This is a genomic window from Archangium sp. (assembly GCF_036388035.1).
GTDB lineage: Bacteria > Myxococcota > Myxococcia > Myxococcales > Myxococcaceae > Archangium.
In genome coordinates, this window is sequence record NZ_DASVSO010000545.1 from 1 (window position 1) to 13,470 (window position 13,470).

Annotated in this window: 10 protein-coding genes; all 10 read right to left on the reverse strand. The window is 69.1% G+C overall.

What is annotated here, in order from left to right; genetic code table 11:
* Positions 1-148: 148 nt before the first annotated feature.
* Complete coding sequence (locus VF697_RS21940) at positions 149-2,326, reverse strand: serine/threonine-protein kinase (RefSeq protein WP_331098023.1); 2,178 nt, start codon at positions 2,324-2,326, stop codon at positions 149-151.
* A 167-nt stretch (positions 2,327-2,493) separates the two neighbouring features.
* Positions 2,494-3,153: a hypothetical protein gene (locus tag VF697_RS21945; RefSeq protein ID WP_331098025.1), complete on the reverse strand. Its 660-nt coding sequence runs from the start codon at positions 3,151-3,153 to the stop codon at positions 2,494-2,496.
* Between the two features lie 28 nt (positions 3,154-3,181).
* Positions 3,182-4,429 (reverse strand): hypothetical protein, encoded by a 1,248-nt coding sequence (locus tag VF697_RS21950; RefSeq protein ID WP_331098041.1) that lies wholly within the window; start codon positions 4,427-4,429, stop codon positions 3,182-3,184.
* Positions 4,430-4,600: 171 nt separating this feature from the next.
* On the reverse strand, positions 4,601-7,615 hold the full coding sequence (locus tag VF697_RS21955) for a hypothetical protein (protein WP_331098027.1): 3,015 nt from the start codon (positions 7,613-7,615) through the stop codon (positions 4,601-4,603).
* 135 nt (positions 7,616-7,750) lie between these two features.
* Positions 7,751-9,025 (reverse strand): beta-ketoacyl-[acyl-carrier-protein] synthase family protein, encoded by a 1,275-nt coding sequence (locus VF697_RS21960; protein ID WP_331098029.1) that lies wholly within the window; start codon positions 9,023-9,025, stop codon positions 7,751-7,753.
* A gap of 191 nt (positions 9,026-9,216) precedes the next feature.
* The gene (locus VF697_RS21965) at positions 9,217-9,771 is read right to left on the reverse strand and encodes an imm11 family protein (RefSeq protein WP_331098031.1); all 555 of its coding nucleotides are present in this window, start codon (positions 9,769-9,771) and stop codon (positions 9,217-9,219) included.
* 252 nt (positions 9,772-10,023) lie between these two features.
* The gene (locus VF697_RS21970; RefSeq protein ID WP_331098032.1) at positions 10,024-10,773 is read right to left on the reverse strand and encodes a hypothetical protein; all 750 of its coding nucleotides are present in this window, start codon (positions 10,771-10,773) and stop codon (positions 10,024-10,026) included.
* 360 nt (positions 10,774-11,133) lie between these two features.
* Positions 11,134-11,622 carry a hypothetical protein gene (locus tag VF697_RS21975; protein WP_331098035.1) on the reverse strand — a complete coding sequence of 163 codons (489 nt, stop codon included), beginning with the start codon at positions 11,620-11,622 and terminating at the stop codon, positions 11,134-11,136.
* A gap of 100 nt (positions 11,623-11,722) precedes the next feature.
* A complete protein-coding gene (locus VF697_RS21980) occupies positions 11,723-13,033 on the reverse strand; it encodes an ATP-binding protein (protein ID WP_331098037.1) in 1,311 nt (436 codons plus the stop codon).
* Between the two features lie 70 nt (positions 13,034-13,103).
* A partial coding sequence (locus VF697_RS21985) for a gamma-glutamylcyclotransferase (protein WP_331098039.1) occupies positions 13,104-13,470 on the reverse strand: 367 nt, incomplete at its 5' end.

Consider the following 13,470-nt stretch of genomic DNA (forward strand, 5'->3'; position numbering starts at 1 on the left):
ATGGAGCCATCCCCGAAGGGTCGGGGGATGCTCAGCATGCCGGGCCCCTGGCGATGGGGAAATCCGCTCTGGGTACAAGTTTCGATTTCGGAAACTCGGCGAGACGCCGAGCGGAGGCGACGGGAGGTGCTTGGACCTCAACGGGTCCTCAGGCCCGAGCGAGCTTGCGCAGGTGACGCTGCTCGCGCCGGCGCTGCCGGGAAGCCTGGAGCGCATCCATGGCGCGGATGAGGGGCTCGCGCCAGGTGGCGTGCTTCTTCCGGGGCAGGTCGCGGTCATTGCGCCCCCACTTCTCGCGCGCCAGCAGCTTGGCGTCGTAGCCGAAGAGGGCCTCGTAGAAGGGCTCCCAGCGCTCGCCGCCGTACTTGCAGACGAACTGCCGCAGCGCGCCCTCCTCCAGGCCCCGCAGGCGCATGGTGCGCAGCATCTGCTCGACGCCCTCGACGAAGGGGCGGCGCTGGGCGGCGACCCGGCGATCGACGAGCACGCAGAAGCCGAGGGCGCAGACCAGCGCGGCCCCGAGCAGCCCGAGCGCCCAGAGGTGCAGGCGGAAGGAGTACAGGGCCCAGGCCGCCCCACCCCACGCCAGCAACCATGCCGCCCAGGTGACGAGGGGCGCCTGGAAGACGAGCTGGCGGAAGCGCAGGAAGAGCGCCCCCTTCTGGAGCAGGCCCCGGAGACAGAAGGAGAACATCCAGGTGGCGGCGACGAAGCTGGCCGAGACGAGCGCGGGACGTGCGCCCAGGCGCCACCCGAGCCCGCCCGTGACGCCCGCGGCGAGCAGGGCGAAGCCCGCGACGAGCCACCTCCGCCTGCGCGCCCAGTGCGCCTGATTGAAGCCCTCCACGGAGGACTCGAGGAAGCTGGCGTGCTCCTCGCGGGGCGAGAAGGCCGCGGCGCTGTCGATGCCGAGGAAGGCCTCGAGGGCCTGGATGACGTCGTCGATGTGCGCGGGCCGCTCCTGGGCGCGCTTGGCCATCATCCGCAGGACGAGCTGGGAGAGGAAGACGGGGACGCGCGGCGCGCGCTCGCTGGGGGAGACGGGGGGCTCGAGCATGTGCAGGGACATGACGCCCACCAGGGAGTCCGCCTGGAAGGGAGGCTGTCCCGTGAGGAGGTGGTAGAGGGTGCAGCCCAGCGAGTAGATGTCGGCGCGCGCATCCACGGCGGAGGAGTCCTCGAACTGCTCCGGAGCCATGTAGGCCGGCGTGCCCATGGTGCGCTCGAGGGACGAGTCACTGGCGCCCGAGCTGGACGCACTCGCCTCGGAGCGCTGGGCGAGCCGCCGCTGGCGGGTGTGCTCGACGAGGGCCTGCTTGACGAGGCCCAGGTCGGCCACCTTGACGATGCCGTTGCGGTTGAGCAGGAGGTTGTCGGGCTTGATGTCGCGGTGGACCATGCCCCGATCGTGGGCGAACTTGAGCCCGCGCGCGGCCTGGAGGATGTAGCCGGCGGCGACCTCGGCATCCATGCGGCCCTCGCGCTCGACCCGGGAGGCGAGGCTCTCGTCATCGACGAGCTCCATGCTGAAGAAGTGGACACCCTTGTCGGAGCCGCAGTCGTAGACCTGGACGACGTGGTGGTGGACGAGCTGGGCGGCGGCGAGCGCCTCCTGGGTGAAGCGGTAGACGAACTGGGGATCATCCGCGAGGCTGGGACGGAGGACCTTCACGGCGACGTCGCGGTCGAGCGAGAGCTGGCGCGCGAGCCAGACGGTCCCCATGGAGCCGGCGCCCAGCCTCCGCACGAGCTGGTAGCCGCCGAGCGTGGTGCCCTGGGCGAGGGAGACGGAGTCCTGGCCCGAGGCCGCGGAGGCGCGCGAGGGGGCGCCCTTCCGGGAGGCGCGGGCGGGAGGAACGGAAGCCAGGGCCGGCGCACGCGGGGCCGGCTCGCGCGGCGCGGGAGGAGGCGTGACGGAGCGGGCCACCGCGGCGGGGGCGGAGGCCTCGCGAACGCGGCGAGGCGTCTGAGCACGAGCCGGAGAGGAAGGTGGCGCGCGCGGAGCCCGGATGACGGCGGTGCGCTCCTCTCGAGCTGGCGGCGCTTCCGGCGTGGAGGACCCACCCCGCGGCGACACGGAGGGGACGCGCTGGGTGACGGCGAGGGCCCTGTCACCCACCTTGGCGAGGGGAGCGGACCCGGTGCGTGCGCGAGCCTGGGCAGGGCGGGACGTGGTCGGAGCACGCCCGGAGGCGGCCTGACGTGAACGCTCGGGCACGACGAGCGGGATGGGCTCGCGGCAGGAGGCGCACCGCACGCGGTTGCCGCTGGGCGCGGCCTCCACCGACACGGTGTTCCGACAACGCGGACAGGAGACGCTCACCATCGGTCCCTCCTGGCCTCTCCATGAGCGAGCGACCTGGGCATCCCATGCAAGCTAGGTAGCTTCCCCCCTTGGACACCCCTCCCCGCGGTTGGAGTTGAATGCCCACGAATGAACAGCTTGGAAGGCCCGCTCGACCGCGTCCGACCTACGGCCCAGCTCCACCAGGGCTAGTTCCTGCTCGGCGGGTCCGGTTGCAGCGGCTGAGGGGAGTAGAGGCCCAGCGGGTCCCAGACGTATTTCTCGATGGGCACCAGGGTGAAGTGACTCATGGCCTGTCTCTGGGCGAAGCGCATGAAGCGCTCGGAGACGATAATCACCCCCCAAAGACCACGCGGCCGGAACACATCCTCCCCGTTCCACGTGCCTTCCTCCAAGGCGAGCCCGTCGTTGGCGTCAATACCGGTGGCGCGACACCACGTGCACTTGATGGGTTTGCTGAACCGCAGGCGGCTGCGCTCCATATCCAACGCTGGCTGGCCATAGGCCGGGGTGACGAAGAGATACCTGGGCGGTGGACCGGGCTTGGGGCCGCGACGCTTGCGGCGTACCCGCACCACCTCCACGGGATGAAAGCCGCTGAGCCCCGTCAACCCCTCCGTCTTGAACTCTTCCGCGAAGCGCTCGGTGACCAGGAGATCGCCACCAGCGCCCTGCATGAAATCTCCAAAGTCCTCGCCGTAGAGTTCCAGGTCGACCCGGTAGGGAGGTTGCCAGCTCAGCGTCCCGAGGGTGTCCCCACATTGAGGACAGCGCAGCGCGGGGCCGATAGTCGGCTTGACCGTGCTGAACTCGGTGTCGTGCGGGCCTTCTCTCAGCTTCTTCAGCACGAAGAAACGCACGGGATGCGAGGGAACGTCAGAAGCCATCCGGGAACCTCGCGCGCATCGCGGGTCGATTGTAGAGCTGCCGCAAAAATGCCTCGAACTCCTCGGGTGTTGCTGTGTCATATCTTCCAAGCCATTCGATGACTTCGTCATCTACGTCACGGTGCCATTTCTGGTAGCCGTTGTGGGAGGCCTTGTCGGTCGCTCGCGTGACAAGACGTGGATCCCTCGCGGTGTAGTGGCCTCGAAGGGTGGCATGCCGCTCGAGCGCTTCCGCGATCCGCTTGGAAATGACGTGGTGAAGCTGTCCGCTCGCACCAGACGCCGCCTGGCCTTCTCCTCCTCGGGCCACCATGGCGACCGCCGTGGCAGGCAGGGAGATGACGACGGTGCTTCCTACGACGGCCACCGCGCTCACCTGCTCCACGTTCGCCAGGTGGATGCCTACCCGTGAGGCCCCCACCGCCGCTGCCTCCGAGAAGCCAGGCAGCATCGGCAGCCGCGAGGCCAGCCACGCGGCGCCACCGGTCATTCCCTGGCTCACCGCCACCGTCACCGCGAGAACGAAGACGCGTGCCACCTCCGGCCCCACCCGGTTGGCGAAGCGCTGACCGGCCCGCTCCAACTCCTCGGGGGTGCTGGCCCTGTCGGTGGCCCGTTTCAGCTCCCGGCTCGCCTCCACCACCTCCAGGAACGTCTCCACTCCCAGGTAGATCAACAGCAGCGCTGAGACGATGGCCGCGGCCTTGGTGAAAACGGGCTCGGGGTTCGCCGCCAGGACGGCCCAGGTGATGAGGCCCGTGGCGATGACCGCATAGAAGACCTGGGGGGCCAGGGTGTCCTCCACCGCCTTGGAGATGCTCTCTCGCAGAGGGTCGAGCGACAGGCCCAGGGCAACTCCCAGCTTGTCCCACTCGCTCAGGCCCATCACGTCGTCGAGCAGGGAGAGGCAGTGCTCCCCGCGCTGGCCCGGCTGACAGAGGCCGCTGAAGCTCTTGCTCATCAGACGCTGCCATCGACCGTCCGTGTCGTTGCCGGGATAGCTGGCGCGTACCAGCCAGCCTTGCCGAGGGACACGGAGGAAGAGAGGCGCGTTCAACACCCACCGCGCCAGCGCGTCCTCGAACGCTTGCGCGTCCACTCTCACGGACTTGCTCGAGGCGGACGGCTTGTACTCCAGAGGAGCCCCCTGCCCCGTGTCGAGGCGTACAACGCGCGGGGTGGCGCACGCGGTGAAGAGAGCCAGGAGCAGGACTACAGCGGTCAAACGATGTGCCAGGAGACGCCCTCCAACTCGACGAGGGCTCCAGCCTACGGGACTGCCCCTGGTAAGCCCACGGTCCGCGGCGGGCTTCGAAACCTTTGACCCCCCCAGCTCGCCCGCTTGCTGGCCTTCCCTCCCGGCCCTGAAACGCAGCGCGCCCGTCCACCGGCGTCGGGCCCCCTCAGCTCACGGGGCGTCCACGCTGCGCATCACACCCCCGCAGGTGGAGATGGTGGACTCGGTGAGGAGGACGAGCCGTCCGTCGGGCAGCGCCTCGAACCCTCGCGGCTTCCACTCCCACTGGGGGAGGCCCTCGCTCGCGGGCACCCAGGCGCCGCTCGCCCGGTCGAGCTCGAAGACGGTCGTTTGGTGGGAGGCGGAGTCCTCGACGAAGACGTAGAGGCGCCCACCGCCCGCCGCCACCCGCTGCACGCCCCGCGACGGGGTACCAAAACCCACCGGCGCCCAGCGCCCGGCAATCGTGTCCCAGCGGAAGAGGCCCGCCCCGACGGTGGGCAGCAACACGCTGCCGTCGGTGTCGAGCGCCAGGCCGTTCTTGTAGCCCCCGACGTACGGGGAGTGCTCGGGAATCCCGTTATCCAGCCACTCCCAGCCCGGCCGGCCCGGAGCGAGGCGGTAGGCGCCTGGTTTTTCGATGGAGTTCGCCCACAGTGCCCCGTCCGCCGTGCGCACCAGCCGATCGAGATCTCGCAGCGCGGGCACGGCCGCCCACGAGGACACGGTGGGGGACCGCCACCACACGAGGGGGTCCAGGGTGTCGGTGCCCACGTAGAGCGTGCCGTCCGAGAGGACCTCCACCTCCCGGGCATGACCCCCATCCCCGGGCCCAGGCCCGGACAGCAGGTGGAGCCCGAGCGAGCCGGGATTGGCGCGGTTGAGCGCGCCAATCCTGGTGACGAGGGTGAGCGCGCCCGAACCGTCGAGCGCCACGTCATCCACGGCCATGTTGTGGAACCTGCCCGAGGAGTCCTCGTAGCCGATCATGTCGCCGAAGCCCGTCCACGCGTCCTCGGAGGGGCCCATGCGGTAGAGCGCGCGGTGCAGGCCCTCGTGAGGGCCGGTGCCCGCGCCCACCACGAGCGTGCCGTCGTGGCCCACCGTGAGGGCGTTGAGGGGGGAGCAGCCCGCGGGAATGCCTTGCACGCCGGCCACCTGCCAGGCGTCGAAGATGCTCGCCAGGCGCAGCACGCCCGTCGCCAGGGACGCGGCGAACACCGTGCCCTCCGGGGTCACCTCCAGTTCTCTCATGGCGTAGCCCGACCAGTGGTTGAGGTAACCCGAGCGGGTGCCATACACCTCGAACGACGCCTGCCCCTGGGGTCTCCAGTAGACGCCCGCGAAGTTGAACCCGCTGCCCCCGGTGGTGGCGACCAGCAGCTCGCCGCCAGGCCGCAGGCCGACGTCGTACACCTCGCACCCGACGGGGCCGTTGCACGCCGGCAGTCCGTTGAGCATCTGGTCCCAGTTGCCGCTCTGTTTCGTCCAGACGAGCACGCCCTTGCTCGCCGCATAGAGGGTGTCGCCCTGGAAGGCGAAGGCGTAGACGGGATTGTTTGGCTGCAGGCCGCTGAGCGGATCCGCCTGCTGCTCCATCAGGTGGAGACTCACCCACTCGCCGCTGACCGCATCCCGGCGGAAGACCTCGCTGTACCGCGCCCTCGGGAATTGCTTCCAGCCGCCCAGGAACAGCTCGCCCGAGGGCGACACGCCCATCGCCGTCACCTCGAAGTCCAGGGGCGCACTCACCTGCGTCCAGGTGCCCCCCGCGCCCAGGCCCCGGTAGTACAGGAACGGGAGTACCTTGCCGTCCGCGTCCCACTTGAACCACCAGGCCCACAGCCGGCCCGCGCCGGTGGGGTCCGCGTGCAGCCGCACCTGGTCGAAGGGCCCCCACGGTACCTGCACCGCCTCGGCCTGACGGCTGCCGGCGGGCACGCGCAGCAGCCCTCTCGATTGGGTCAGCCACACCCACACGTCCCCGTCCCGGGTGGCCACCACCGCCTGGGGCGAATCCGGGGAGCCGTCCGCCTGCCGGGTGGACACGTAGCTCCAGCGTCCGGAGACGGGGTCGAGCCGGCCGAGCCCCTGCTCCGACACCGCCCACAGCGCGCCCGCGGAGTCGAGCGCGAGCGCGTCCTGGTACACGGAGGACTTGGGGGCGAGCTGACCGCCCAGCCCCTCGAAACGCGCGATGCGCGAGGCCACGGGGCGCACCTCGAGGGTGAGGCTGCCCGAGCGCGGCACCGTCTCCTGGGTGGTGAAGGTCAGGGTGTAGGTGCCGGGGGCCGAGGCGCTGAAGACGGCGTAGGGCTGCTGCTCCTCCGCGCCCTCGTAGATGGGAGTCACCTGCAGCGAGCCCCCCGCGGGACTCACCGTCCAGCGGCCGGAGTTGTATTTCGCGTTGAGGGCCTGCACGCGCTGGCGCGCGCCGGGCACGATGACCGCGCGCTCGGGGTAGAGGCGCAAGGGGCCGCCCACCCCCAACAGCAGGCGCTGCTCCACCGTGCCCGCGGCGTTGCTCGCCACCAACCGGTACTCGGTGTCGTCGCTCGGGGCGGTCAGCGACACCTGGCTCTGCCCCGTCACGTCGAGGCCATACGGCATGAGCGTGAGGGTGACGGGCGTGGTGCTGCTCACCTCCCAGCTGAACACCACCGTCTCGCCCGGCTCCACGCCTTGCTTGTCCACGGAGAAGCGGTTGATGACGGGCCGGGGGGCCGGAGGCGCCTCGCGGGTGATGAGGACGGACATGACGCCGGTGCGTCCCGCCGCGTCGCGCGCGCGCACCACGATGTCATTGGGCCCGAGCTCGAGCGACACCTCGAAGGAGAAGCTCACCGAGTTCGGACCCGTCGACGTGAACGACAGCGGCGTGACGGTGGTGCCCACCACGCGCTCCACCGCCACGATGCCCACGTCGTCCAAGGCGTCGCCCGTCACCCACACCGTGGCCTGGGTGGTGCTCAGGGAGTCGGCGGGGTCGGTGATGAACACCGAGGGCGCGATGGTGTCGGGGTGGAGGCCCGCGTCGCCCGAGCCCGCATCGCCCGGACCCGCATCGGGCGTGGACGGAGGGGGGCCCGCATCCGGGGTGGTGCCGCCGCCTCCCGGCAACGGGCAGGCGGTGAGCAGCAGCAGGGGCAAGGCGAGGAGCGCGAGCGAGCGCGGTGACAGCGACATGGAGGGGCGACCTCGAGAGGTAGGGCCGCCGCATCCTAGGAGAAAGCCGCTGGAGGTGGTGAGCCAGGGAGGGGCCGGCTCGACCTTCCGCATCCGGCTACCGCCCCAGCGCTCCCGCGCGTGGCGGCGCTCATCTCACCGTGCGTATTTCGCGAAGAGGATGGCGGCATAGTAGCCGGTGAAGCCCGCGGAGAGGTTGGCCGCCAGATCGAAGTCCATCCGAAGGGCCTCCTTGGGCAGGAAGGCGCCCGGGTGGATGGGATTGCGCAGGTTGGGGGTTGCGGGAATCGCGCCGTGGTACAGCGACAGGGCACAGATGGCCGCCTCGATGGCGGACGAGGAGTCCTGGGTGTGACCGTAGTAGGGCTTGGTGCTGGAGGCGAAGACCGAGGTCCCCAGCTGGGAGTCCTCGAACACGCGACGGATGGCATCGAGCTCCGCGCTGTCGCCCTGCTTCGTCCCCGTGCCGTGCAGGTTGATGTAGAGCCGGGAGTGGCCCAGCTCCCGTGGAGTGCGGCCAGCGCGGCCCAGGCTCTCCTGGAGGACGCGCTCGTAGCCCTGGTCGTCGATGGTGACCACCATCCGGGTCGGGAACATTCGCTGGGAGTAGCTGACGATCTCCGCGTAGATCCTCGCCTCGCGAGCCATTGCGTGCTCCAGCTCCTCCAGCACCAGGACCGCCGCGCCTTCTCCGAACACGAAGCCCTGCCGCTCCTCATCGAAGGCCCGGTACAGCCGTGAGGGCTCCTCGTCCCTGTTCACCAGCACGCCCAGCCGGTTGAGGGACTCCCAACAGGTGCTGTTGTGGAGCATGGCGGAGGTGGCACCGGCCAGCATGATGGGGCTTTCCCCCAGGCGGAGTTTCTCGACGGCGTTGATGAGGGCGATGTTGCCCGAGGCACAGGCCGCCGCGACGCCCTGCGAGGGACCGTGGAAGTCATAGGCCATGCTGATGGCGCCCGCCGGGCCATGCGCGGAGTTGAGCGCGGCGTACATGGTGGAAGGCTTGCCTTCGAAGATGGAGGCGGTGTCCCCGAAGGTGTTGCCGATGATGACCCCAATGTCCTCGCGGTGGGTCTCCAGCACCCGCTCGTCCAGCCGCGAATCCTCCAGGGCCAGTTGCGCGGCGGCCAGCGCGAGGTAGAGGGTGCGATTGGGCAGGGGACGCAGCTCGCGGTCCTGCAGCTTCTTCAGCCGGTGCGCGAGGGCGGACCCATGGGGCGCGCGTCCCGCGATGGCGATGGCCTCCTCCAGGTCGACGCTGGCGGCGGCGGTCGCCTGGCCGGGCTCGGGGGTGAAGAGCTTGTTGGGGGTGACGAAGCTGCGGCCCGTCAGAAGGTTGTCCCAGAAGGCAGACCCCATCCCCGCGGCGGTGACGGGTCCCACCCCGGTGACGACGACTCTTCTCATGTGTGCCCCCCTCGTCCGGTGTCGCACGGAAACGGGGTCCACTTCCGCCCGTTGACCGGAAGAGCTAGGCCCGCTCTCCCCGGGAGGAAACGGCGGACACGATGAGGGAGTCCGTCGCTGGACTCGAAGCGGGAGCCCCTGTCGGATAGTGGCTATTGCCTCAGTTCCAGGTGCCCTTCAGCCCGTGCGTGCTAGCTCCGGCTCGGCGGATCCGTTTGCAGCGAATGAGGGTAGTAGAGCCCCAGCGGGTCCCAGACGTACTTGTCGAGGGGTATCAGGGTGAAGTGACTCATGGCCTGTCTCTGGGCGAAGCGCATGAAGCGCTCGGAGACAATCACCCGCCCCCAGAGGCCGCGCGGCCGGAACACATCCTCCCCGTTCCACGTGCCCTCCTCCATGACGAGCCCGTCGATGGCGTCGATACCCGTGTAGCGACACCACGAGCACTCGATGGGCTTGCTGAACCGTAGTCGGCTGCGCTCCATGTCCAGCGCTGGGAGGCCATGGACCGGGGTGACGAAGAGATACCTGGGCGGTGGACCGGGTGTGGGGCCGCGACGCTTGCGGCGTACCCGCACCACCTCCACGGGATGAAAGCCGCTGAGCCCCGTCAACCCCTCCGCCTTGAACTCCTCCGCGAAGCGCTCGGTGACCAGGAGATCGCCGCCAGCACCCTCCATGAAATCGCCAAAGTCCTTGCCGTAGAGCTCCAGTTCGATCCGGTAGGGAGGTTGCCAGCTCAGCATCCCGAGGGGTTCCCCACACTGAGGACAAGGCAGCGCGGGGCCGATATTTGGCTTGACCGTGCTGGCCTCGGTGTCGTGCTCGCCTCCGTTCAACTTCTTCAGGACGAAGAAACGCATGGGACGCGAGGGAACGTCAGAAGCCATCCGGGAACCTCGCGCGCATCGCGGGTCGGTTGTAGAGCTGCCGCAAAAATGCCTCGAACTCCCTGGGTGTTGCGCTGTCGTATCTTCCAACGGCAAGGAAACGACGCGTCAGCGGGGCTCGGAGCCGTCGCCACCGTCCAGGCTGGTGACAGGCGGGCGTGGCACCGCGACGGGCAGGAGGCAGTGGCCCTGATAGGTCACGGTCTGCGGTGGGCAGGGGCGATTCTCAATTCGCAGCCAGCAGACGCCGGACACCTCCACCTCGAGGCCCGCCGTACAGGGCGCCCGCTTCTGGTTTTTCACCGGGCGCGGCGCCTCGCCAGCCTGGACGGGCACGGGGTCCACGTTGACATCCGTGACCCAGGCCTCCCCCATGGCCTCCCGCACCGGCTCCTCGGTCACAGGTGCCAGCGTCGCCGGCAGCAGCGCCAGTACGAGCGCGACAGCACCAGCCAGCGCCGGCTCCAAGCGCCGCCACCGGCGGTGCGGCTCATTGGACGCGGAGAAGGCCTGGTCCATGCGCCCTACTCCGTCGCGCACATCCTCGAACATGCACACCAGCTCCTCCACCGAGTGCCTGTCGGGAGCAGAACAGGGGGAATGCTCCAACTCCACGGCGAGGTAGTTGGGGGAAGTCGAGGAGCTGAAGCACACTCGCCAGTCGGTCAGCGGCACCGCGCCCTCCCCTTCCTCGGCGGCCGGCTTGAGGACCAGGGCCGGCGCTCCGCTCGTCTCGTGCGTGGCCCGATAGAGCTCCCCCTGGCTGTACGCGGACTGCGGCACCTGCTCCTGGAGCTGGTACGGCCCCAACCGCTCCGGTTGGTCCCAGCCCGACTCGGGCTTCTTCTCCGTCTCCACGCGTGCCTCTCCCTGACTTCCCTGCCTGCTCAAGACCTGACGCTCTTGTTCGCACCGAGCCCAGCCCCACTCCAGGAGGTGATCGGTGACCACAGCGGATCCCTACTCCACAAGTGGCGCGCTCGTCGCGGCCTACGGCTCCGTCCCCTCCGTGCGTCCAGCGCTCCCTTTGGACCGAAGGGCCTCCCACAGCTGCACGTGTTTGAGCAGGATGTCCTTGATACCGCTCCGGACGGTTTCGGAGCTCAACGCCTGCTTGCTCATCAGCGTGCGAGCTTGTCCTGCTCCGAAAGCTCGCCCTCGAACAGCGTGTTCACCTTCTCTCGGGACCTTGCCGCGCTCCTTCAGCGGAGTGAGGCATCACTTCCTACCAGGGCGCTTTGGCTTGAGGCTGGGCTTCAACCCCTCGCGCTCGATGACCTCGGCGACGAGCGGCGCCCACCGGCGGAGCAGAGGAAGGGACAGGTCACCGGACAAGTAGGCCCGCAGGAACCCGGTCCGGGCCAGCAGTGTCCGTCGCCCACGGCGGAGCCCGAGGCGGTCGAGCGTGGACTCGGCTCGCTGACGCATGTTTTTCGGGCACTTCGGTCCGACTTCGAGGTGCAGTCCGGGGTAGGTGAGGCGGAACCACCCCGGGCCGACGGAAGCGGGATCGACGATTTCCCTCGATGGGATGGCTCGCTTGCGGCTGTTGACCCAGTTGGCCGCATGGCGATAGTTCGCCCACCGGTAGGCGGCTGCCCTGTCTTCGGCGATGGAGACGAAGTGATCGACCGAGCCCACCGTCCCCAGAAACGTGCCGAGATACGCGCAACGTTGGTCGAACGCGTGCCAGAGATCGTCGAGCACCCGGGTCCAGTAGGGAGGTGGGCGCTTCTTGGAGCCCTTATTCGCCTTGAGCCAGGCACGACCGGGCCCGCCGACGCGCGTCTGGAATCTCGGGGGTTGTCTACCCGGACCGCACGGAACCATTCCCGCCCTCCACGCGCTCACGCTCGAGCGCCCACCGAATCCAGAAGGGATCGTCCCCTGGGACGGTCTTCCGCAGTTCCGCGTCTATCTGTTCGAACGACGAGAGTCTCGCGGGCAGGCCCTCGTGCTTGCCTCCCAACCAATCCTCCGCGGCCCGCATCGCGTCTTCTGCTTCGATCGAGCGCGCCTCCTCGAGGTCGAACACTTCCGACGTCAGCCAGGCGCTCGCGTCTCCACGCGGGTAGACATCCAGGTTCTCGAGCGAGATGTCGCCCTCCTCGAGCCGGAAGTGGAAGAGCCGGTCCGTCTTCTCGTTGAAGGACGGCTCCATCGCCGCGAGAACCAGGGGTGAGTGTGTCGTCAGGAGCACCTGAAGATGCGCGTTTTCGGCACCGAGGTCCTCCACGACCTTGAGCAGTGACGCAACGATGTCCCGCTGCCAGCGCGGATGCAGGTGCGTCTCGACCTCGTCGACGAGGAGGACGACGCGGTTCTCGGCTGGCTGCTTCAGCAGCTTGCGCGCCGCTTCATGCTCGGACCAGGCCCAGACGATGAGGTAGGCAAGGCCGAGCACCCGCCGGATGCCGGCCGAGGCGTGCACGAGGGGAACGTCACCGTACGGCATCCGGAGCGTCGGGTGCTCGCGAGAGTCGTCCACCGCGATCCGCATCGGCTCGCCCGGCTCCAGCATCGGCTCGCCCGGCGGAGAGAGCTGCTTCAAGACCCGCCGGAGCATGTGGAATCGCGACTGCTTCTGGGCACTCTCCTTCAACTGCCAGGTGATCCAGTCTTCGATCAGCCCGCGACAGATGATCTTCCCGGGGGGACCGCGCAAGCCGTTCCAGAGCTCATCAGGTCCGAAGTGGTATGCGTCCGGTCGGTCGGAGTCGTCGACGCCCAATGCCTTGGCGTTCCGCCAGTAGTTGCGAGCGGGATCCCACACGGAGAAGCCGCCATCGACGCGGGCATAGACCGTGAGGCCGGCCATTGGTGGCCTGCCACCCGGCCAGCCCCAGGAGCGCTTTTTCGCCTCCCACCGGCTCTCCTTCTGCGTCGTCTTCCCGCTCCGCAGACGAAGCGTCCACCTGACGGACGCGGAGCCCTTCGTGTCCGCTCGCGGAAGCGCCGGTTGTCCTGCCCAGGTTCCCGTCATCGCGTACCACGCGAGGTCGAGGACGAAGCTCTTTCCAAGTCCGTTGTCACCCGTGAGCACATTGAGACGCGTGCCGAGTGGCAGGTCGAAGCGTGGAGCCGGGCCGATGCCCTTGGTCCTCAGAGACAGGAGCATGCGCGTACTCTACCCACCTGCTCGATGGAGTGGGGCCCCCAATCTCCCTGGAGTGTGGGTCCGCCCTCCCCTACTCGCCGCGGCGCAGCCGCTCGATGTAGTCCGCCGGCAGGCCCGCGCTCTGCGCTCCGCGCACCAGCGCCTCGATGAACCGCTGGCTGATGGGGCCCTCGGTGGCCGCGCGCCTCGGCGACGTCACGAACGCCGTGGCCTGCAGCTCCTGCCCCTCCACCCGGACGCGCACGAGCCGCTCCACGCACATGCTCGTCACCGCGCCCTCCTTGTGCTGGATGATGGGCCAGTCCTTCCCGGAGATCTCGAAGAGCCTCCCGTGCACGCTCTTGCCCGGCGCGTCCTTCAGCCCCGCCACCCGCCCTCCCCACCACCTCGAGGGGAAGTCGTACACGAGGTCCACGTCCAGCGCCTCGGCCAGCTTG